Source organism: Agaribacterium haliotis, from assembly GCF_002312815.1.
Lineage (GTDB): Bacteria > Pseudomonadota > Gammaproteobacteria > Pseudomonadales > Cellvibrionaceae > Agaribacterium > Agaribacterium haliotis.
The window spans coordinates 249737-272347 of the sequence record NZ_NKQJ01000004.1 but is presented as its reverse complement, the minus strand read 5'-3'; the positions used below and the strand labels follow the sequence as shown (position 1 = coordinate 272347).

Here is a 22611-nt window from a genome sequence, read left to right as displayed (position 1 = left end):
CAACTAGCCATAAGCAAGTGCCAGCAATAAACCGGGCCGCCGCCGAGGCGCTCAATAGTTGGGGTAAAAAAACCTTGGGTTACTAAATGCAGGCAAGCTTATTGTTTTACACCGAGCTTAAAAATAACACGCTCATCATAGGGCCTGTCAGGGCCGAAGATCGTGCTCGGAAAGTGTGCGTAATTGACGGAATCTGGTACGTAGCCGGCCTCAAGGCAAAAACCTTTATAAGGTGCATACTCAATATCGTATTTGCCCGGCACACTGTTGTTTAGCCCCATAGCCACATAAAACGTAATACTCGGCGACGTTGTTGCAACATCCATCGTGCGGCCACTTACAGGCTCGTAAACACTGGCAACGGTTTTAAGCTCGCCAGCTTCTTTATTGAGTAAATACGTTTGGTGATAACCGCCTAGGGCAATATCGTCAAAGTGATCGCCGATACGTGTTGGCTCAATTAAATCAAAAGCTTGCCCACGCAAACTTTCAATACGGCCGGTTTGCAGGGCTTCTTTATCGTAGGCGGCGTGGTTGTCGGCGTCGATACGGACAATATGGTCGTGCACCGTAGCGCTGACGCCGTTGAGATTAAAATAGGCGTGCTGAATAAAATTAAGCGGAGTGCGCCTGTCTGCCTCGGCGTAAAAGTGCAGATCAATTTCGTTATCGTGCGTCAGTATATAAGTCACAGTGCTTGTGACATTGCCCGGGAACCCGTGGCTGCCATCGGGCGAAAAGTAGCGCAGGCGCAGGCCCGGGCCGCGTTCACTGTCAAAGCTTTGCGCCTGCCACACAGCTTTTTGAAATTCCAAACCACTGTGCAAGCTGTGCTGCCCCTCGTTCACACTAACCTGATAGGGCTCGCCATCCAGTTCAAAGCGGCCATTGCGAATGCGGTTGTGATAGCGCCCAACAACGGGGCCAACGCTGGCCAACTCGCGCTGATAATCTTCAAGTGTCGGATAACCCAGGGCAATATCCGCTAACTTTCCATGCCTATCCGGCGCCCACAATTCGATAATGGAAGCACCGTAATTGCTGAGCACCAGCTTTACACCGTTGCGATTTTGCAGGCTGTATAAACGAACTTCTTTACCGTCTACATGCCCCCACAGCCGGCTTGTTAACGGTGAAACGGGCTTGTGCGCCATATCGTCGCTGCTTGAAAGCGCACTCGGCGAAGTGTTACGGGAAGAAGTATCAGTGGAATCAGACATCTGGCAGGCCCCCAAACTCAAAAGAAGTGGGAACAAAAGTAGTGGTAGTTTCACATTTAGCCCCAAGCTGGTGCATATTATCGTTTTTGTCGTTTTCCGCAGAAGTATGCCAAATGCAGGCGCGCTTTGTAACGAGTAAGCTCAAGAAAAATAGCGAAAGACGCCGGCACAAGCGACCCAAGCGCACAAAAAACAGCCCACCTGCTAGGCTTAATACAGAGTAGTTAGAAGCCCGTGTTGCGAGGAGGCGCGGTATGGCGCAGTTCCAGTTTCGCGACGAAGCGAAGCCAGCCAAAAGCACGGCAACTGAAGCAACACCGGGCCATGAGCCGCTAAAGGTATTGGTTGTCGATGACGACGACAGTGTTCACGCGGTGACACGCCTGGTACTCAAGCGCAAAACTGTTCACGCACACCCCATCGAAATCATCAGCTGTCACAGTGCCGCCGAAGCACGTCAACTGCTCACAGATACACAGCCCGAACTTGTGCTGGGAATTATTGATGTAATTATGGAAAGTGACGAAGCCGGCATAGAGCTGATTGAATGGATGCGCAAACAAAAAAAATACCAAGAGCTGCCCCTGGCCGTGCGCACCGGGCAACCCGGTATCGGCGCCGGAGCCAAAGACCTAGCGCTCGACCATCTCAAACTGCTTTGCTACAGCTATAAAACCGAAGTCGATGCCAATACCCTATTTAGCTGGGTTGAGCAGGCCGCAAATCAAAAACTAAGCACGCATTAACACGAGCACTTAACTTGTGTACCGATGTACTGTTCGGGCAACTGCCAGTGAAAACGCCTATCGCTGCGCGACCCTTCGCGCCTGCGGCGACAGTCGCGCCGCATATCAAAACCCTGGTCGCGAGTTAAAGTAAAAACACTGCAGACGCGCGGCTCACATTCATCTTGCTCGCTGCCAGCTAACAACCCCGCCCCCACTTCAGGTACTGCTGCACGGGCGCGGCAAAGTTCGCTATACGCGCGCTGAACCAGTTTAAACATCTCTGCTGCCAGCGGTTTCTGGTCACAGCGGTCGGGGTGATATAGCGCACTTAAACGCCGCCAAGCTTTTTTTAGCTCGTCGTCTGTCGCCTGTTCGCACAAACCGAGAATGTGATAGTTCACGTGTAACATAAAACGCCGCGTTACGACTCTTATACAGCCGGGAAGTAGATAAGTACAGCCTGCGAGTGCGCAGGCCCCAGGCTCGAGCCGAGCAGATGCTTAAACAAGGCCAACACAAACTGCCACAACAACGTAAAACTGAGCCACGAGCAACTGACTTAAGGGCCCGCTATAGTAGCGTGCAAACTAAAACGCTCTGCGACCGGGCACGCAAAACAACAAACGCACTAGGCGCCACCATCACAAAAGGATAACCATGCCTCGCTTTCCACTAAATATCTGGGTACTCGCTCTTTGTTTCTCGCTGGCTATGAGCGGGGTCGCTTTACTAGTTTTGGTTGGTGCATTGATAGGTAGCAGCCTGGCGCCGAGTGAAAAAATGGCTTCGCTGCCAATGGCGCTTTTTGTTATCGGCAACGCCAGCTTTTCCATCCCCGCGGCAATGGCCGGGCGCCGCTGGGGCAGAAAGCGCGCCGCCTATTGCGGCTTTGGCCTATCCCTGCTCAGCGCCATCGCCGCTAGTGTGGCAATAAGCAGTACCAGCTTTGCTTTTTTCTGTATTGCTTCAAGCCTCTGCGGTTGCGGCACCGCGTTTTACCACCAGTTTCGTTTTGCCGCGTTGGAGAGCTTAAAAAACGCCGATGACGCCGGGCCGGCACTTAGCCTGATTTTACTGTGCTCAATTGTCGGCTCCGTACTCGGCCCTGAGCTCGGCAGCCTGGGCCGTGAGCTGCTGCCCGGCGAGCCCTACAGCGCCTCATTTTTGCTGTACGCCTTGATGCTCCTATTGGCCATGCTGATTTTCAGCTTGTTTCGCAACCCAGAGCCAAATGAGCCCGAACAGCAGCAGCCGGCGCGCAGCCTCAAGCAAATTGCCGCTCAGCCTTTGTTTATTGTCGCAGCCGGATCGGCGGCGCTGGCCTATGCAGTGATGAGTTTTCTGATGACCTCGACCCCATTGAGCATGCACGTTGTCGATGGCCACAGCCTTGAACACGCCAAAAACGTCATTCAAGCACACATGGTGGCAATGTTTTTACCTTCGCTATTTTCAGGCTTTTTATTAAAAAAACTGGGCCCGGCCAAACTGATGCTGGCCGGCACCGCGCTTTACGGCGGTGTTTGTATTGTCGGCTTAAGCGGCCAGCACGTGGTTCACTACTGGTGGGCTCTGGTGCTGCTCGGTGTCGGCTGGAACTTTTTATTTTTAAGTGGCACGGCACTGTTGCCTCAGAGCTACCACCACAGTGAACGCTTTAAAGCTCAGGCGCTGAATGATTTCAGCGTTTTTGGCCTGCAGGCCATCGCCAGTTTGAGCTCGGCCTGGGTGTTGTTTGCCATCGGCTGGCAGGCCCAGCTGTGGCTGTGCCTGATTCCGATCGCAGCGAGCCTGGCCATGAGCTTGTGGCTGTGGCGCCAGCCCAGGGCTGTTAGCGTTAACAAGCGCTAAAACTTACGGGGCCCTGCCGTAGCGCTGGCGCCACTGTTTTAACTGGGGGCTGTTTGGCGCAATGCGTTCAAGCTCATCCAGATAGCGGGGAATCGCCTGGGTTTTGCCTAATTTTTCCAGGTACACAATAAGGCTGGTCAGCGTATCGTATTGGCCCGGCCAGTATTTATTGCTGCGCTGCAAGACCTTGACGGCTTCGAGCCCGCGCTGCTGGCTTTCAAGCGCAACCGCATAGACATAAAAATAGCGCGGCTGTGCATCCGGCGCGTCAATATTCGCCGCAGCGGCCAAATAAGCCAAGGCTTCGCTGTAGTTGCGCTTGCGCACGTAATAAAGCCCCAGGGCGTGATTAACGGCGGCACTTTCCGGCACTACCAGTTTGGCTTTGCTTAATAACGCAAGCTCATCGGCAGACGCTAATTTTGGCTGCTGGCGCACAAATTCCGCGTAAGCTAGCAGAGCCGGAGCATAAGCCGGGGCCTGTTTTAAAGCCAGCTGATAGGCGCCGTCGGCCTCGGCCAACTTGCCTTCGGCGCTATAGAGCCTCGCCAGGGCAACCTGAGTTGATGCAAAGTCTTCACTGTAACTTAAAGCCTGGCGATATTCGTTTAACGCGGCCTGCGCCTGACTTTTCGCCTGCGCAGGTAGTTCACTGTATATGCCGACAACCTGAGAGGCCGCTTCAAAACGCACCGCCGCACTGCTATCCGTTAAGGCCTGTTGAAGTAGCGGCCAGCGCATTTGTACCGGTACAAAACTCAAACTGCTGACCGCGGCGCGGCGCACTAATACCTGCTCACTGTCGAGCTGCGACTGAAGTACATCTAAAGCCTGCTGGCTAGGATAACTTTCAAGGCTGCGCAGCAGCAGCGCCTGTATCTGAGCCGGTAAATCTTGCCGTACGGCTTCGGCAGCAAGTGAAGAAAGCGCCAGGCTGTCGCGACTTAAAGCCTGGTTCCAGGCACTTACCCAGGGCTCAATTTGCATAGACCAGTTGTTCTTTTTAAACGCGGCTTTGGCCCAGCTCGCATCTTTATCCCCGTGGCAACTTAAACAAGCCAGCGGCGTATCGTAGCGTTCACTGAGTTCCGGGTTGGGGATATTAAAGCGGTGATCGCGGCGATCATCGACCTGCATATAAGTCTCTTCGGCCATATGGCAGTCGACACACAAAGGCTGTTTGCCCGCGCTAAAGTCGTGGCCGCTGTGCTGTTTATTGTCGTAGTGAGACGGCAGGTGGCACTGAGCACATACGGCATTGGGCTCGGCTTTAAGTTTGCCGCTGTGCGCATCGTGACAGTCCATACACTGCACCCCGGCGTGTTGCATTTTGCTCTGCATAAATGAGCCGAGCACATAGACCTCATCGAGAATTTGCCCATCGTTGTGATAGAGCCTGTCGTCGACGTCCTGCAATAAATACTTGTTGTGATAGTCGTCAATGCTATTGGCGTCGGCGATTTGCATGCGCCGACTGTGGCAGCCTCCGCACATCGATATATAGCTGGTGTTTGCGCTGCCGGAAGCTTTAGCTTCAGTATTTTTGCCATCGTGGGCCCAGAGCAGTGAGGCATCGGACGTATAGGCCAGGGCCGAAGCGCCATCTATTTTGCCCTGCTTGGCAAGTTTGACGTGTTCACTGCCCGGCCCGTGGCAGGCCTCGCAGGCGACGTTAATTTCCGACCAGGTTGTCGCGTAACTGTGTTTGCTGGCGTCGTAATTTTTTTGCAAGTTTGTCGAGTGACAATCGGCGCAGTGGCCATTCCAATTTTGAAAACTGCGCGCCCAAAAAAACGGGTGCTCGTGATGCATTTTTTCATCTGGCTGCAAATGTATCCAGCGCTGCCCACCCTGCTCTTTGCTGCGGCTGTCCCAGGCAATATTTGTGGCCTGCAAATGACCGTTGCCGATATCCACCAGATATTGCTGCAGAGGATAATGGCCAAAGGTATAAAGCACCGGAAATTTTTGAACCCCCCCATCGGCACCCGGGCCTTCAAAAAAGTAGTGTTCTCCCTCGCGAGAAAAGCGCCAGTTAATACCGTGAAACACCAAACTGCGGCCATCAAACGGCGCCAGTACCGTTTTTTCACTGACTTCGGCCATCGCTTTAAAGTGATCGCTCTGCAGCCAAAGCTCGTACTGCTGCTGGTGGCAGCTAGAACAGTTTTCTACACCGACATAACTGGGCTCTGCCAAGCAGTGCCAACTTAGGCCCAAACACAAAAAAACTGAGACCGAGATAAATTTTTTCATATGAACTAATATCGCCAGTGCCTTTTTTGGCACACAATGAAATCAATATTTGGGCTCAAAGCAAAGAGCAAAACACGAGCGGATAAAAACCCAAATTTAAGCAAGCCAACCACTAGAGTGCTGCAATGAAAACTGCTGTGATAACCGGAGCCAGCCGCCGGCTGGGCCTTTTTTTAGTCGAAAAACTTATTGACCAGGGCTGGCAGGTGCACGCGCTCACTCGCTCTGCGTCGCCGGAACTGCAACAACTAAGCAGCAAGCGCCTGCACATACACGAGCACTTTAGTTATCACTACGAACAGATCCAGCGCTGTACCGAAAACCTGCTCAACACGGTAAATGAACTCGATCTTCTGGTAAACAATGCGTCAATTTACGAGAGCGACGATACCAGCCAAAACCCAGATTTTTACCTCAACCTGTTTACTATACATATGCAGTTTCCGGCTCTGCTCGCCGAGAAACTGCAAGGGGCGCTGCAGCGAGCCGGGGGCAATATTGTCAGTATCAGCGATATCTATGCCGACAACCCGCGCGAAGATTACAGCCTTTACTGCTCAACCAAGGCCGGCTTGCAAAACTTAAGCTTGAGTCTGGCCAAAAAACTGGCGCCTGAGGTAAGGGTCAACTGCATTCAACCGGGGCCAATTAAATTTCTCGACGAGCACGACCAGGCCCACAAAGATCAGGTATTACAGCAAACCTTAGTTGCACGCGAAGGTGGCTTCGGCCCAATCTTCGAAACCCTGCAGTTCATCCTCAACAATCACTACCTGACCGGCAGCTGCATCAAGGTGGACGGAGGCCGCTCGCTGGTGCGGGGTTAAACCGTAAAAACTTAAATCGACAAACGGCCCGCTTAAACTTAAGCAACTCTGCACATAAATTTCCTCGGCTTGTTTAAACAGGTTTAAATCCAGCTGTGCACTTTCAGCCAAAATATCAATATCCGCCGAGCGGCTTAAAAAACTGCGCCTGGGATGAGCCCTGTCGCGGCCCATCTGCGTTTCTATCTCGACCAGCGCTGCTTTAACTTGCGCACTGCTCATCTGAGCACAAATAACAACCAGAGCATTGGCAAAGTCCTGCTCGCTTTCTATCGCTTCAGGTTTTGTATAACAAAAAGGCACTAGGGCCAAGTGTTCAAATCGCTGGCAGAGCTTAAGCAACATCTCGGCGGCGCTTTTTTCAGGCTCTATATTGCTGCCGAGACTCAAGTAGAAATACATGTAATTTTGATAACCGAATCGTCTGTATCTGGCACTGAGCATAATGAACGAATCGAAGCACGGAGGCGAGGCTCAACTAAGCTTGGAATGAAGTTCGCGCTTCGATCTCTTTTTGCTCAATCACGTGTCAAAGTTCGAGGAAGATAATGGCAGATAAGTCGTGGATGCTAAACCCCAAAGCCATCCGTCATGCAAATGAATGCATACACATCATCAAGGAAAAACAAGGTACTCGCCTCAAGCTCAGTCAAAGTGACTTCCTACAAAAACTGCAACACTACGCTGACACCCTGCACGAAAAAGATTTGAGCAGAGCCTACAGTGAACTTGTGGCAATGGCCGGCGTCGGCAGCGATATCGAAGCTATGCCGGCAAAAGCTGTTGTCGCCCAGGCCTCGGGTAACAGCCTCAGCCGCACGCATCACGAAATGATCGAGGTCAACGGCCAGATGTATCCTAAATATCGCAACGGCCAAGAATTTAAAGGCGTGAACCAGGGCATTCCCAACTACGGTTAAAAACTGACCTGCATCAGCACAGGCTAAGTTTCACAGCGCGGGTGATTCCACGCTTTGCATTAACTCGGTTATTATGTTGTGTAATCCGGCCGCGCCGCGCGCGGCCTTTTTTTGTTTTTGGACAGCGCAACAACATGAACCCAGTCTCTCGCCGAGCCTTCGGCAACTTGCCCGACGGCCGCAGCGCCACACTTTTCACCCTTACAAATAACAACGGCGTAAGCGCCAGCATCTGCGACTACGGTGCCACCCTGGTCAGCTTCTGCACGCCCGATAGCAGCGGTGAACTAAAAGACATTATTGTCGGTTTCGACAGCGTCGAACAATATGTGCAGAGCGACTGCTACATGGGCTCAACGATAGGCCGTTTTGGCAATCGCATTGCCGGTGGAAAGTTCAGCATTGGCGACAAACACTACCAGCTCGACATCAACAATGGCCCCAATCACCTGCACGGCGGCCTTGAGGGTTTTGACGCTAGGCTCTGGTCTGCTGAAGCCGCAGAGGACGGCAGCGCGGCAGTTACACTCAGCTTAGTCAGCGAAGACGGCGACCAAAATTATCCGGGCAAACTGGAAGTTCGCCTGCGCTACATGCTCGACAACAACAATTGCCTGCACTGCGATATCGAAGCCGTTAGCGATCAAGCGACACCGGTCAGTATGACAAATCACGCCTATTTTAACCTGCTCGGCGACGGTGCAATCGACGATCACCTGCTGCAACTAAATTGCGATAGTTACACTCCGACCGATAAAAACTGTATTCCAACCGGAGAAATAGCCGCCGTCGACAATAGCCCTTTTGACTTTCGCTCGCCCAAACGCCTGGGCCAAGACATCGATTGCGAACACGAGCAAATTCAAATCGGCGCGGGTTTTGACCACAATTTTGTCAGCCGCGGCAACGGCAGCGACATCGTTGAAATCGCAGTGCTCAGCGAAACAAGCTCCGGCCGCAGCTTAAGCATCTCGAGCAATGCCCCGGGCGCCCAACTTTACACCGCCAACTATCTCGACGGCAGTGTAGTTGGCAAGGGCCAAAGTCACCTGCGCCGCACTGCCGTTTGTGTGGAACCCCAGCACTTCCCGGATTCACCCAATAAAAAACACTTTCCAAACAGCATTCTGCAGCCCGGAGATACGTATCGGCACAGTATGCGCTTTCAGCCCGGTTTAATTTAAACTGCGCTTGCTCAGCTGCCGCCAGAGTGCGGCGGCCGAGCAACTCTGCCTTTCACCGCTACTCACCATAAAATTCTTCGTTCGATCCACAAAGAAGCTCGGAACGTAGATCTGTGCAGCCCTTATAAAAACTTAAGCCTCTGAGCCATCTTATTTGTCAGGCCTGCATGCTATTTACACAATTAGGCTATAAAATTTTTATCAGCCTGGAACTTAGCCCGACTCGGCGAGTCAGAGCAGAGCTCTGGAAACCCACACCACTAACTGGAAAGTGAACGCGTTTTGATGTCTTCCCAGCCTCGCTCCAAGTCCATGCTGCTTGCGAGCATCGTCGTTGTTGGCCTAAGTGCTTGCGCCAGCAATTACCAAAACCAAGCTCCCGACCTCGTGGAACTGCCAAAAAGCTGGCAACAGCAAGGGCAAAACTTCAGTGAAAGCCTGAGCTGGCAACAGCTGATCCAAGCACCGCAGCTCGACCAGCTGGTCGCTGAAGCGCTGGCTAACAATCAAAACCTAAAACAGCGCCAGCTCGATGTCGACATCGCCCGCACCCAGCTGTTTCAAGCAAATATGCGCTATATACCTGAACTCGATGCACGCTTTAGCGGGCAGCGCAGTCAGCTCAGTGAAGGCGCCGACATCAACAACAGCTTTCAACTCAGTGCCGACTTGCGCTACGAGCTCAATATTTGGGGCCAGGTCAGCGACAACAAACGCGCAGCAGCTATGCGCCTGGCTCAGGCACAGGCCAACTACAGCTATCTGCAGCGCCAGTTGGTGAACGATGTCGCGGCCAGCTGGGCCGATGTCATCGAGCAGCAGCAGGTTCAGGCCATGGGCACACGCCGCGTAGAGGTCTACGAACAGAACCTGAGCATAATCGAAAGTGGCTACCGCAGCGGCCTAAACAGCGCTCTGGAAGTGTATTTGGCCCGCACCCAGGTTGAAAATGGCCGCAGTGGTCTTGTTCAAAGCCAGCAGGGGCTGAGCGATGCGCGCCGGCGCTTGAATCTGATTCTCGGCCGCTACCCAAGCGCTATTTATCAAGCCAATAACGACTTCCCGCAAATAGACAGCGTATTACCGCCATCGCTGCCATCGGAACTGCTGATGCGCAAGCCAGAGTTGCAGGCCGCATGGCTGGCTCTTTTGGCCAGTAACAGCGAGCTGGCCGTCGCCCACAAGGCCCGCTTTCCAAGTTTGAGTTTGACCGCAAGCACCGGCCAGAGCTCGGCGGAACTCGGCGACTTATTAAACAGCGGCAGCCTCAGCTGGAGTGTCGGCGCCTCCCTTGTACAACCGCTTTTAAATAGCGGGCGCTTAAAAGCCAACGCCGATGCCGCCCGCCTTCGCCTCGAACAGAGCGAGAGCAGTTACAACGAAACGGTCTATGCCGCATTCCAACAAATAGAGAGCGCCCTGCAAAAACAAAGTGGTTTGCAGCAGCAGTTTTTATTTGTGCGCCAGAGTCGCGACAACGCCATCCAGGCAGAAAAACTCAGTTTTGAGCAGTACCTAAAAGGCATTGTCAGTTACACCACCGTGCTCGATGCACAAGAGCGCGCACTCGATGCCGAGCTAAGTTTAATCTCAATTAAACGCCAGATTTTTGAGAATAAAGTTCGCCTGCACGAAGCACTCGGCGGCGACATCGAACTTATCCCCAACGACGAACAACAGGAAAGCCAAGCTTAAAATGAATATTGCCCCCGCCGTAAAGCGCTTCCCCGTTCTTATTATTGTTCTTGTCTGCGCGGCTATTATTGTCGCGTTGTCTTTATTTAAACCCAAGGCTCAACGCAGCCAGATAAACAAAGTCAGCCAAGTCGCCGTTGATATTATTAATATCAAACAGCAGCGTTTAAACCCGAAAGTAAGCTCTTATGGCCGCGTCGAACCGCGCATTGAAAGCAAGTTGGTCGCCCAGGTCGGTGGCCGTATCGATTTTGTTTCAGAGCGTTTTCGAGATGGCGGCTTTTTTAACGAAGGTGAACTGCTGCTCAGCATCGAAGCAGTTGATCACGAAATTGAAGTTGAAATTGCCCAAGCAAACCTCGCCGAAGCCAAGCGCCTGGTTCAGGAAGAGCAGGCCCGCGCCCGCCAAGCCAAAGAAGACTGGCAGCGACTCGGCGACAACAGCGAGCCGTCGCCGTTGGTACTGCGCGAACCGCAGTTAGCCTCAGCCCAAGCCAACTTAAAATCGGCCAGTGCCAATCTAAAAAAAGCAGAGCTCAACCTGAAGCGCACACAAATACGTGCACCGTTTGCCGGGCGAGTGCTCGATACTCAAGTTGATTTGGGCCAGGTTGTCAGTGTCAACACCGTGCTCGGCGAGCTCTACGCAAGCGGAGCCATCGAAGTACGGCTGCCGATAAAAAACAGCGATTTAGTGCTGCTAGAGCTGCCAGAAATCTACGCCCACAGTCGCCGCGAAAGCGAACAGGGCCCGCGCGTTATGCTCTACAGCGAACTGGCCGCGCACGAACAGTGGCAGGGTTATATTGTGCGTACCGCCTCGAGCATCAGCGACAACAGCCGCCAGCTCTACGTTGTCGCGCGAATTGATGACCCCTTCGGAGAAAAAGCCGTCGGTCGCTTCCCGCTAAAAATAGGTCAGTATGTCACCGCAGAAATTGACGCTCAGGCCCTCGATCAAGCCATCGAAATTCCCAACCGAGCAATTTATCAGGGCCGTTACGTCTACATTTTTAAAGACGGTGCAGTGTACCGGCGAGCCATAAGCATACGCTGGCAAAACAATGAAAGTGCCGTTATTGCCAGTGGCCTTGAAGCGTCAGAACAGTTGGTTGTCTCACCGCTTGGGCAAATCGCTTCGGGCACGCCGGTTAAAGTTATCAGCATTGATGGTGTTGTGCAGACTGAAGTGCAAGAGCAAATACGCGAGGGCCGCCGGGACAAACAAAATAGCGGTTCCGCTCGCCGGCCAGAGCAAGCGGAGGCCGGAGCATGATCGCCTGGTTTGCGCGCAATGACGTCGCCGCCAACTTGCTGATGCTCAGCATCGCCATGGGCGGCATCTACATGCTGTTAAACAAAATCCCGCTCGAATTTTTCCCCCGCACTGAAAGCGACACCATCGCTGTCAGTGTCTCACTGCGCGGCTCGAGCCCGGAAGATGCCGAACTCGCCCTCGCAACTCGTATCGAAGAAGCGGTAAAAGATTTAGAGGGCATTAAAGAATATCGCAGTACTAGCAGCGAAGGCGGCAGCACTGTGACCATCGAGGCTGAACCCGGCTACGATGCGCGCGAACTACTCGACGATGTAAAAAACCGTGTCGATGCCATCAATACCCTGCCCGGCGAAGCCGAGCGGCCGATCATTCGCCTGAGCCAATATTTGCGCGCGTCGATTAGTGTCACTTTAAGCGGTGATATCGGCGAGCGTGAACTGCGCGAACTCGGCGAACAAATTCGCGAAGAGCTGGTGCAATTGCCCAATGTCACTCAAGCCTCACTCTACGGTGTGCGCAACTACGAGGTTGCGGTCGAGCTCAACCAGGACAAAATGCGCGAATTTGGCCTTAACCTGCAGCAAGTCGCCGACGCCATCAACAAGAGCTCACTCGATTTAAGTGCCGGCAACATTAGCAGTGAAGGCGGCGAAGTTTTAATTCGCTCTACCGGGCAGGCTTATTTTCAGCAGGATTTTGAAAATATTGTACTGCTAACCGACAGCGACGGCACGGTTCTGCGCCTGGCTGATATTGCTGAAGTGAACGACGGTTTTGAAGAAAAAGCCGTGCGCAGCCGCTTTAATGGTAAACCCGCAGCAACTATTGATATAAGCGCCGCGGGCAATCAGAGCATTATCGAAGTTGCCAACGAAGTTAAAAACTACGTGCAGGAAAAAAGCCTAACGCTCAGCCCCGAGCTGGAAATTAATTACTGGAATGACCGCAGCGAAGTTGTAAAAAAACGCATTAACACGCTGACTAAAAATGCTATTCAAGGTGGCATTTTGGTAATTTTACTGCTGTCGCTGTTTTTGCGACCGGCAGTGGCGTTCTGGGTATTTCTCGGCATCCCGGTAAGTTTTTGCGGTGCATGGCTGGTGATGAGCTTGACCGGTGTCAGCTTAAATATGATCAGCTTGTTTGCGTTTATTGTGGTACTCGGCATCGTTGTCGACGACGCCATCGTTACCGGAGAAAACGTCTACACCCACCTACAACACGCCGAAGACGGCCTCAGCGCGGCCATTAACGGCACGAAAGAAGTCGCCGTGCCGGTGACCTTCGGTATTTTAACGACTGTCGCAGCGTTTGTACCTCTGGCATTTATCGATGGCCACCGCGGCGCACTGTTTGCGCAAATCCCGATGGTTGTTATTCCCGTACTGTTGTTTTCGCTAATCGAGAGCAAACTGGTTCTACCTGCCCATTTAAAACACATTAAAGTAAGCAGCAAAGAAGAAAATCTAAACAAACTTCAGCGCTGGCAGCGCTCGTTCGCCAAGGGTTTTGAGCAGGCCATATTAAAATACTATCAACCTCTGCTAAACCGGGCGATACAGTATAAATTTACAAGCTTTGCACTGTTTTTAAGCCTACTACTTATAATTATTAGCTCGATTATTCTCGGCCACAGCCGCTATACGTTTTTCCCTAGGGTGCCGTCAGAATTTATTCGTTTTAACTTGGTTATGCCCGTCGGCACACCGTTTGAGGTTACCGACCGGCACATGCAGCACATTGTAAAATCGGCACTTAAGCTCGAAGATAAATACAGCAACGAAAGCGACGGCCAAGCTGTCATTGAAGATATTTTATCAATTAGCGGAGACTGGGGTGGTGATACGCATATAGGCCGGGCTTATTTGCAGTTGAGCTCGCCAGAGACTCGCTCGCTAAAAATTACCAGTACAGAAATTGCGAAAGACTGGCGCAAACTGATAGGCAGCATACCGGGCGCCGAAGAAATTACGTTTCGCGCAGAAATCGGTCGCACTTCAGACCCGATTGATGTTCAAGTACGCGGCGATAATATTGAAACTCTGGAATTAATTGCCGAGCAAGTAAGCGAACAACTTACCAGCTATGACGGTGTTTTTGATATTAACAACAGCAGTCAACAAGGCAAACAAGAGCTGCGCATAGAACTAAAAGACGAGGCCTATGTGCTCGGCATCAGCCGCAGCGATATCGTCCAGCAGGTGCGTCAGGCTTTTTTTGGTATCGAAGCTCAGCGCATTCAGCGCGGTCGCAACGATGTGCGCGTGATGGTGCGCTTTCCAATTGCCGAGCGCCGCTCAGTCGCACAGCTCAACAGCATGTTAATTCGCGCTGCCGATGGTACCCAGGTCCCCCTTGCACAAATCGCCACACTCAGCCCTGATATCAGCCCCAGCCAAATCCAGCGCATAGACGGCAAGCGCACACTTAATATCAGCGCCGATATCGAAAAAGAAAAAGTAAATATGACCGTGCTCGGCGAAGATTTAAAAGCCTATATGGACGAGCTCGTTGCCCGCTACCCCGGCATTGATTATAAGTTTGGCGGCGAACAAGAGGAGCAACAACAGAGCAACCGCAGCATGCTCTATGGTTTTATCGGCATACTTTTTGTCATCTACTGTTTATTAGCCATTCCATTTCGCTCTTACCTGCAACCGGTGATTGTGATGTCGATTATTCCTTTTGGCCTGATTGGCGCGATGGTTGGCCACTGGATTATGGGCATGAATTTAACGGTAATGAGTTTAATGGGCTTGCTCGCCCTTACCGGGGTTTTAGTCAACGACTCACTGGTACTTGTTGATTACATTAATAAAACCCGGCAAAAAGGCCTGCCCCTAAAAGAGGCCGTATTAACCGCAGGGGCGGCGCGCTTTCGCCCAGTTATGCTGACTTCACTGACCACGTTTATTGGCTTAATGCCGCTGTTATTTGAAAAAGAAACTCAGGCACAGTTTTTAATTCCGATGGCCATTTCTCTCGGCTTTGGCATTATGTTTGCCACCTTTATTACTTTGTTGTTGGTTCCGATTAACTACATGTTGGTGGAAGGATTAAAACGCCGCTTTAACTTCGAGTTACAAGTTTTAAAGAAACAAGCCTAATTGTTACAGAACTGTAACAAGCGCCCAGGCGTCACTTGGCAGAGCAGCCGCAACTGGCTACTCTGCCAACCATGTTTTACAAATTGCATTCAGCTTTTGTTTTTGTAAGCCACATGGAAGAAGACTATGTTCAAAGCCTCGCTGATAGCTATTTATTTCAGCACATTTTGTTTAGTGGCCGAAGCCGCCTCAACACAACACTCCAACAACAAATCTGATAACTATTTGGGCATCAGCCTTTATACAGATGGTCAAACGCCGTTTGAGCAGCGCACAACAGCCGAGCTTTCTGTTATGACTGGCATAAAAAAACCACTGTCAGGAAAACTAGCGCTGATTTATCACAGCGGCGAAAATAAACAACAGCAGCGAGAAGGTTTTACCGGCCTTTCAGCAAGCCTCTACTTTTCACCTGGCAACGACTACCTTCGTACATATATTGGGGGCGGCGTCTTTACCGGGACTAGCAATAACTGCGACAACGACAATAACAGCGACATCAACGACAGCAGTGACAATTTGTTCTTAAATATGCTGATCGACAATAACAATGCCAGCAGCGACAACACAAACTACAGCTACCACAATGGCAATCAAGGCGACTGCAGGGAAACCTGGCTTGGCGGTCTTTACCCCGAGGTGGGGCTTGCGCTTAACCTGGGCCAACTGCGTATCTACCCTTTCGCCAGAAAGGTCATCGATAGTTACAGCGGCTTCGACGGTGGTGTCGGTTTTGGCATACAGCTCAGCATGCGCAACCACGGGCAGCTATAAGCCGGGCAAAAACTCAGCATAGGTCTATACTGAAACGGATAAACTCACCAGTGCCGTACCAAGAGTGAGGAACGACAATATGCATGGGATCTTTATGAACACACCAAAACTCTTAATCGACCAGCTCGAAGAAGCACTCGAAGAAAGGCAGGGCGACGACAGGCGCAAACAAAATCGCGGCGGCGACCCTCTGTTAGGCAAAGACAGGCGTCAGCGCCAGCGGCGCAAAACCGGGCAAGCCAACAAATACATGCACTGATGTGCATGTATTGGCCTAGTCGGCTTGCGCCTGCTCAAGCTCTTCGTTTAATTCAAACCAGGTCGCCTCACTTATATCAAGATCGCTCTTTAACTCGGCCTGCTTTAACAGCAACTGCTTGAGCTCTTCTTTGTTTTTTTCATCGTAGATATCAGCGTCGGCAAGGCGGGCTTCAACAGTGGCCAGTGCTTCGCCGAGCTTTTCTACTTGCGCCTCAATTTTTTTAATTTTATTGCTTAAAGGTTTGAGTTTTTGGCGCAGAGCGGCAGCTTGCTGGCGCTTTTCTTTCTTCGCATTTTTACTTTCCTGCACCGGTATTTCTTTATCTTCGCCCGGGCTTTGCTGCTTTAACCACTGGGCGTAGTCATCGAGGTCGCCGGCAAACAGCTCGACCTTGCCACTGTCGACCAATACAAACTGATCGACGGTATTTTTCAGCAGGTGCCTGTCGTGGCTGACTAAAACCACCGCGCCTTCATAGGCCTGCAAGGCCAGCGTCAGCGCGTGGCGAACCTCGAGATCGAGGTGGTTGGTCGGTTCATCCAGCAGCAGTAAGTTTGGTTTTTGCCAGGCGATCAACGCCAGCGCCAAGCGCGCTTTTTCCCCGCCGGAAAAGTGCTCGATAGTTTCAAAAGCGCGATCGCCGTGAAAACCAAAGCTGCCTAAAAAGCTGCGTATTTGCTGTTCTGTTGCCTTGTCATCAATGCGGCTGATATGCAGTGCCGGGCTCGCGGCAAAGTCGAGCGTTTCAAGCTGGTGCTGGCTGTAATAACCAATGCTGAGAAACTGCGCGTCGCTGCGCTGACCACCGAGCGCTTTGTTTACACCGGCCAGATACTTAAGCAGCGTCGACTTACCGGCGCCGTTGTGGCCGAGCAGGCCGACCCGCGAGCTGCCGAGCACACTGAAGTTCACCGAGCGCAAAAGGCTTGTATCGCCATACCCCAGCTCAACATCACTTAAGCTGATCAAGGTCTGCGGTATTTTCTCTGGGTTAGAGAAGCGGAAACTAAACGGCGAGTCAACGTGGGCCGCATCAATTTTTTGCATGCGTTCAAGTTCTTTGACCCGGCTCTGAGCCTGCTTTGCTTTACTGGCCTTGGCCTTAAAGCGGCGCACAAAGTTTTCAATTTCTTTAATGCGCACTTGCTGCTTTTCATAGGCTTGTGCCTGCTGAGCCAGGCGCTCGGCGCGCTGCATTTCAAAATCGCTGTAGTTGCCGCTGTAACTGTGCAGAGTCTGCTGCTCGAGATGCACAATGCCATCGACAACATTGTCGAGAAAGTCGCGGTCGTGGCTGATAATCAACAAGGTGCCGGGGTAGCTTTGCAACCACTGCTCAAGCCATACACAGGCATCAAGATCCAGGTGGTTAGTCGGCTCATCGAGCAGCAACAAGTCGCTGCGACACATCAGGGCCTTGGCCAAATTCAGGCGTATGCGCCAGCCGCCACTAAAACTTTGCACGGCCTTGTTGACCTCATCGGCAGCAAAACCCAGGCCGCGCAGCAGGCGCTGCGCGCGCGCATCGGCATCGTAGGCGCCAATAGCCTCGAGCTGCTCGTAGAGCTTCGCAAGCTTCTCGCCATCACTGTGTTCAAGCTGGGCCTGCAATTGGCGCAGCTCTTCGTCGCCATCGAGCACGTAGTCAAGCGCGGTGCGCTCAACCTCACCGACTTCCTGAGCCATATGCGCCAAGCGCCACTGGGCTGGAATATCGAGCTGGCCTGCGTCTTCGTGAATTTCACCGAGCAAAAGCTTAAACAGGCTCGACTTGCCCGATCCGTTCGCGCCAATAAGGCCGAGCTTGTGACCGGGGTGGACACGCAGGTCGGCGCCGTCGAGTAAGACCTTAGCGCCGCGCTGCAATTGAATAGCTTGCAATTGAATCATGGGGCGCATTGTAGGGGCAAAGCCCGCAGCTTAGTAGGCTTTCGTTGACGCGAGACAAAATACGCGACTTCAATAGCGCCGGGCCGGGCGTTTGCGCCAATATTTCTTATACTGAAAAGTGCTTCACCTGCAAAGATCGGCTTATGCACACTCAGAAAAACGATCAGCACCACTACAACAGTCACCTCGCCGAAGTAAACAAAGTGCAGGATGTACTGACCACTGAAGACATCCGCAACGAACAAGGCCAGCTTTTATTACCTGCCGGTACGGCTGTTGATGCTCGCGCCACCGAACAGATTCTTAAGTTCAAACTGCTTAAACCGCTGGATAACAGTGTCTCCATCGACGGCCAGCTCGACAGCGAAAGCCTCTACCTCGCCCACCGAGAGCTGTTCTTAAGCGACGATCAACTGCGCGAACTGTGGCTCGACTACAACAACGAGGATGAGCTTAACGCCCTGTGCGCCGCACTGCTCGACCTGCCTTTGGTATTACAGAAACTCACCGTGCTCAAACTGCAACTGCCCGAGGTATTTCGCCAGGCCCTGTTCTGCGCCTGGCTGGCGCAGTGGCTCTACCGCGAAAAAGACATCGACGAGCGCACGGAAATTTATATCGCCGCCCTGCTACACGATATCGGTTTGCTGCATATAGACCCCGAGCTGCTCGATAAGGACAAGCGCACAAACGCAGCCCAGTGGCGCCAGTGGCAGAGCCACCCACTTATCGCCGAAAAAATCGTCAGCAGCTGTGAGGCGCTGAGTAAAAGCTGCGCCCGGGCCGTTGCCGAACACCATGAAAAGCTCGATGCCAGCGGCTATCCCGCCGGCCTGATCAGCAAGCAGATTAGTAAAGAAGCGCAACTGCTCAGCCTACTCGATGAAGTCTGGCACTACTATTTTGATATCTTTAAGCCGCGCAAGCGCGGTTTCCACGACATCATTCCTGCGCTGCAGATGAACCAAAACTACCGCAACAACAGCGATGCGGCAGCGCTACTACTGCTTTTTAAAAACATGCCGGCAAGCGAAGACTGCAGCACCCACCCGGCCTTTATGGAGCCCATGATTGATTTTGTACTCGACAAATACCGCTACGTCGAAACTTTTTTATTAAGTACTGGCAGCCTAAATAAAAGCCTGGGTTTTCAGCACGGTGAAAAAAAATTACTCGGCATGCAAAACATACTGTTGCACATACATGTTAGCATCGCGCGTTCGGGGCTAATTAACAAAGCTTATATGCGCTGGCTGGAACAAGTGCGCCAACAAAAACTCGCTCACGCCTATAGGGAAGTAGAAGATGTCAGCTTGATGCTCAGTATTATCGCCAACTACTGCGAGCAATTTCAGCACACACTGGCTGTATTTATTGAAGAAGAAAAACAACACCCAAAAATCGACGAACTAAAAAAGCTCGAAGCTGAACTGGCACAGCTGCACCGGCCGGAACTTAGCCATGAGCTAGCCGAGCAAGTAATGGAGCTCGCTTAAAATCAATAAACAAGCAGCGCTTTAGCAAGCTCTGTTGCTTTCTCTTCGCCACACAATAACGATACAAGGCTAAGCGACCAAGCCATTGCCGTTGCCGGCCCCCGGCTGGTAATTAGGTGTTTATCGATCACCACATTGTCTTCAGAACAACTGCGCGCAGAAGATTTTAGCTGCTCCATAAACGCAGGGTAACAAGTCGCTCGAAATTGGCTCAGCAAGTTGTTTTGTGCAAGTACAACTGCTGGCGCAGCACATATTGCGGCAACTAAACGTTTACTGGCGAACTGCTCACGCAATAGCGCAATCAGCTCGTCACACTGGCCAAGTCGTTCGGCGCCGGGCATGCCGCCGGGTAAGACAATCACATCCCAGCGCTGATCAGAGCAGTCGGCTATCAGGCAATCGGCTTCAATACGCATTGCCCGCGATGCACATATCGTTTTTTGTTTTTCAACGGATGCGACCGTCACCTCTACTTGCGCACGCCTAAGCACATCAATAACCGTACTGCTTTCAATTTCTTCACTGCCATTGGCTATTGCAACTAATGCTGTACTCACCTTAAGGCTCCTATACTAATGCTTTTGCTTGATTATTAGCGCTTTTGATTTGTGCATTCAGTTAGTGTTTACAGGCCCGGACAAATAGCTTTAATCCTTAATTTCTATGCGCGGCAAACTATTTTTGCCGCTGTCATAGCGCGCTGCACACAACAGCAGGCGTTCACTGGAAATGCCCTGCTCTACCAATGTTTTTTTCAACACCGCCGCACGGCTTTGAGCGAGCAATATTGCTTTGTGGTGCTGGGCATCACTGAGTTTACTCTCGGCCGCGACGCCAATATCAGCCGCGGTCGCCACCGGGCACAGGCGCAAATCCGTTTTTTCTTTATCGACAAGTAACTGCCTCAGCGCCTCGGCCATTTCCGCACTTTCACTATCGAGTTGCTCGCTACCCGGCACATAGGTTAAATCTGAAAAGCGTACTTTTAATGCCTGATTGCCGGCGGCCATCGCCACACCAAGTAACTGACCGTAGGGGATAAACTGTTTGGCCAGTTCTTTTTGTGCCATCGAGAAAATCTGCTTACGCAGCACCACAATCAGGATATTACTGAAATCAAAACTCGGATCGTTAATATCACCATCAATGTTCAGCTTAAGTTTGATATTACCTTTGCGATCTTTGAGCATGCCCAAGGCATAGTTCATCGGAATTGCAGCCTGCCCCGCAACCTTGCTGTCGCTGACGTGATCGTCAGAGCCCGACGAAAAAATTGGCCCGCGCAAAAAAAGCTTGGCTTGGCTGTCGAGCTCCGCAAGTTTTACTTCACCGCGATAATCAAGATCAAGTTCGCCAGCCATAATGTCAAAACCGGCACTGTCTTTTAACATCGGCGAGACTTTGTAAAGCGGGAACTGCTCAACCAATAATTCAAACTTGCCGCTGGCCTGCGGGTGAAACAACTGCCAGGTCGCATCGAGCTCTTGCTTGTAGTATTCACCATCACTGGTGGCGAGTTTAACGGTAGTGACTTGATCGATATTTTGGCTGTCTATATCCAGCAGCTCTAATTCTTCGAGCACCAAGGCCAAATCAAAAATAGGTGTTGTGCTGGCATCGTGAAAACGTGCAGGTGAGGCGTTTTCAAGTGCAATGCGACTTATTTTAAAATAAAACGCACTATCGTCTTCAGGCTGATTTTGTTGCTCAGCTGAGTCAGAGGCGGCCTCTTGCGCATCCGCCTCAGCTATTTCTGGCTGGGTTTGATCACCAGCTTGTTCAGGGCTAGCCAGCAACAGGTTTTTCCACTGCCCGTTTTCATCTTTGATTGCGTTTAATTCAAAACCTTTAATTAGCAGTGTGTGTAATTCCACACCACCTTGATCGGCATCGAGCCCCTGTAGGGCTAAACCACTTAAATCAAAAAACGCTTTTTCATCATCGGGCTTGGAGAAAATCAAACGGCCGACATCAATTAAGCTGGTTTTAAAGTGCGCATCGCTACTGCTTCCGTAGATCAGGCTATCTGGTATCTCCACACTGTCGAGCGCAAGCAGTTGCCGGTAGGCATCGCTATCTTGCAGTTGAGCCAGCTCTAACTGTTTGAGACTTAAAGCCATCGGTAATTGCAGAGAAAAAAGCTCGGCATCTTTGCTTATTTCAACATTAGTAAAGTCCAGCTGGAACTGTTCAAAGGCCGCTTGCCACGGGCTTAACTGCAGCTCAAAATCATTTAAAGCCAGGCTCAAGCGCGTAAACCTAAAGTGCTCACTTAGCAACTTGGGCCTGTGCGACGGCGGCATATTAAATTCAAACGACAGAGAAACATCGCTGCTCAAAAGCATGGTTGCCAGCGACTCGGGCAGCAGATAGCGATAAGGCTCAAGGTTCAGATCTTGAATATCCAATTCGCCAGCGAGTGCACCGCCACTGGGTTTCCAATCCAGCGCGCTGTCGAAGCTCAAACGTGTATCGTTAATATCGATAGCAAAATCGAGCGCTGATTCGGCTTTTTCCCGATTGGCGTAGGCGCGCTGTAAACGAAAGCGCTCGAGCACAACCTTGTGCTGATGGCCGTGATCGTCAATAAATAGCTGGATATCACTGAGCTCAATAATCGGTACATCAACCGCTAATGGCAGCGAACTCAAGCCTGTCACCGCAGGTTTGCTATTGGGGCCCTCGCTTACTTCAGCATCGGCATCTTGCTCAATACCCGGCTGAGCTTGGCTGAATTCAAAACCTGCTACGGCTAAGCCCTGCTCGCGACGCTGTAAATGCAGCTCTACACCATCGACACTTAAGCGGGTGATTTCAAATTCTTTTAGCAACAGCGGCAATAGACGAAAGTCAAAATCGAGCGAACGCAGCAGAAAATGCCGCCCCTCGTTGCCCTGCCAGCGCAAATTTTCAATGGTAATACGGGAGCGGAACAGATTGAGCCGAATCAAGGAGTTCTGATCCAGCTCTAAGCGACTGCTTTCAATTAGGTCGCCGATAAAATAGCGGCTGAACATCGGCGATGTCAGCCAGACGATGGAATTGAAAGTTAGTACCGCAGCAACAAGTAAAGCAACGATGCGGAACCACAATCGCGCCCATAACCGCCTGAACATCCC

Annotated in this window: 17 protein-coding genes and 1 pseudogene; 11 read left to right on the top strand and 7 right to left on the bottom strand. The window is 51.7% G+C overall.

The features are described from left to right. Positions 1-98: 98 nt before the first annotated feature. A complete protein-coding gene (locus CFK45_RS07085; RefSeq protein WP_096085733.1) occupies positions 99-1220 on the bottom strand; it encodes an aldose epimerase family protein in 1122 nt (373 codons plus the stop codon). A 254-nt stretch (positions 1221-1474) separates the two neighbouring features. On the opposite strand from CFK45_RS07085, the gene CFK45_RS07080 reads away from it, so the two are divergent. After that, the gene (locus CFK45_RS07080) at positions 1475-1966 is read left to right on the top strand and encodes a response regulator (protein ID WP_096085732.1); all 492 of its coding nucleotides are present in this window, start codon (positions 1475-1477) and stop codon (positions 1964-1966) included. On the opposite strand, the gene CFK45_RS07075 is transcribed toward CFK45_RS07080, so the two are convergent. Further along, a complete protein-coding gene (locus CFK45_RS07075; RefSeq protein WP_096085731.1) occupies positions 1963-2358 on the bottom strand; it encodes a J domain-containing protein in 396 nt (131 codons plus the stop codon). The two genes, CFK45_RS07080 and CFK45_RS07075, sit on opposite strands and share 4 nt — an antisense overlap. 247 nt (positions 2359-2605) lie before the next feature. Here CFK45_RS07075 and CFK45_RS07070 point away from each other — a divergent pair, with 247 nt between their 5' ends. Beyond that, positions 2606-3799, top strand: a complete 1194-nt coding sequence (locus CFK45_RS07070; protein ID WP_096085730.1) for an MFS transporter — start codon at positions 2606-2608, stop codon at positions 3797-3799. 3 nt (positions 3800-3802) lie between these two features. Here the strand turns inward: CFK45_RS07070 and CFK45_RS07065 are convergent, their stop codons facing one another. After that, positions 3803-6055 (bottom strand): multiheme c-type cytochrome, encoded by a 2253-nt coding sequence (locus tag CFK45_RS07065; protein ID WP_143247497.1) that lies wholly within the window; start codon positions 6053-6055, stop codon positions 3803-3805. 125 nt (positions 6056-6180) lie between these two features. On the opposite strand from CFK45_RS07065, the gene CFK45_RS07060 reads away from it, so the two are divergent. Then, positions 6181-6882 (top strand): SDR family NAD(P)-dependent oxidoreductase, encoded by a 702-nt coding sequence (locus CFK45_RS07060; RefSeq protein ID WP_096085728.1) that lies wholly within the window; start codon positions 6181-6183, stop codon positions 6880-6882. A 111-nt stretch (positions 6883-6993) separates the two neighbouring features. Here CFK45_RS07060 and CFK45_RS18685 read toward each other — a convergent pair. After that, a pseudogene (locus CFK45_RS18685) lies at positions 6994-7284 on the bottom strand (2-amino-4-hydroxy-6-hydroxymethyldihydropteridine diphosphokinase); the annotation flags it as partial. Positions 7285-7430: 146 nt separating this feature from the next. Here CFK45_RS18685 and CFK45_RS07050 point away from each other — a divergent pair. From CFK45_RS07050 to CFK45_RS18560, 7 genes are all read left to right on the top strand, one after another. Then, positions 7431-7802 (top strand): hypothetical protein, encoded by a 372-nt coding sequence (locus tag CFK45_RS07050; protein ID WP_096085726.1) that lies wholly within the window; start codon positions 7431-7433, stop codon positions 7800-7802. A 134-nt stretch (positions 7803-7936) separates the two neighbouring features. Then, complete coding sequence (locus CFK45_RS07045) at positions 7937-8986, top strand: aldose epimerase family protein (protein WP_096085725.1); 1050 nt, start codon at positions 7937-7939, stop codon at positions 8984-8986. Positions 8987-9271: 285 nt separating this feature from the next. Beyond that, positions 9272-10681 (top strand): efflux transporter outer membrane subunit, encoded by a 1410-nt coding sequence (locus CFK45_RS07040; protein WP_096085724.1) that lies wholly within the window; start codon positions 9272-9274, stop codon positions 10679-10681. Position 10682: 1 nt separating this feature from the next. After that, positions 10683-11957 carry an efflux RND transporter periplasmic adaptor subunit gene (locus CFK45_RS07035; RefSeq protein ID WP_096085723.1) on the top strand — a complete coding sequence of 425 codons (1275 nt, stop codon included), beginning with the start codon at positions 10683-10685 and terminating at the stop codon, positions 11955-11957. Further along, entirely contained in the window at positions 11954-15067 is a 3114-nt protein-coding gene (locus CFK45_RS07030) for an efflux RND transporter permease subunit (protein WP_096085722.1), read from the top strand. The genes CFK45_RS07035 and CFK45_RS07030 overlap by 4 nt, the downstream gene beginning before the upstream one ends. Positions 15068-15193: 126 nt before the next feature. Further along, complete coding sequence (locus tag CFK45_RS07025; protein WP_096085721.1) at positions 15194-15841, top strand: hypothetical protein; 648 nt, start codon at positions 15194-15196, stop codon at positions 15839-15841. Between the two features lie 94 nt (positions 15842-15935). Beyond that, positions 15936-16100 carry a hypothetical protein gene (locus CFK45_RS18560; RefSeq protein ID WP_192870744.1) on the top strand — a complete coding sequence of 55 codons (165 nt, stop codon included), beginning with the start codon at positions 15936-15938 and terminating at the stop codon, positions 16098-16100. Positions 16101-16115: 15 nt separating this feature from the next. On the opposite strand, the gene CFK45_RS07020 is transcribed toward CFK45_RS18560, so the two are convergent. Then, on the bottom strand, positions 16116-17993 hold the full coding sequence (locus tag CFK45_RS07020) for an ATP-binding cassette domain-containing protein (RefSeq protein WP_096085760.1): 1878 nt from the start codon (positions 17991-17993) through the stop codon (positions 16116-16118). Positions 17994-18136: 143 nt separating this feature from the next. On the opposite strand from CFK45_RS07020, the gene CFK45_RS07015 reads away from it, so the two are divergent. After that, positions 18137-19489, top strand: coding sequence for an HD-GYP domain-containing protein (locus tag CFK45_RS07015; protein WP_143247496.1), 1353 nt, complete (start codon positions 18137-18139; stop codon positions 19487-19489). 2 nt (positions 19490-19491) lie between these two features. Here the strand turns inward: CFK45_RS07015 and CFK45_RS07010 are convergent, their stop codons facing one another. Both CFK45_RS07010 and CFK45_RS07005 read right to left on the bottom strand, forming a co-directional pair. Beyond that, the gene (locus tag CFK45_RS07010) at positions 19492-20049 is read right to left on the bottom strand and encodes a DJ-1 family glyoxalase III (protein ID WP_096085719.1); all 558 of its coding nucleotides are present in this window, start codon (positions 20047-20049) and stop codon (positions 19492-19494) included. Positions 20050-20139: 90 nt separating this feature from the next. Then, entirely contained in the window at positions 20140-22608 is a 2469-nt protein-coding gene (locus tag CFK45_RS07005) for a DUF748 domain-containing protein (RefSeq protein ID WP_096085718.1), read from the bottom strand. Positions 22609-22611 lie beyond the last annotated feature (3 nt).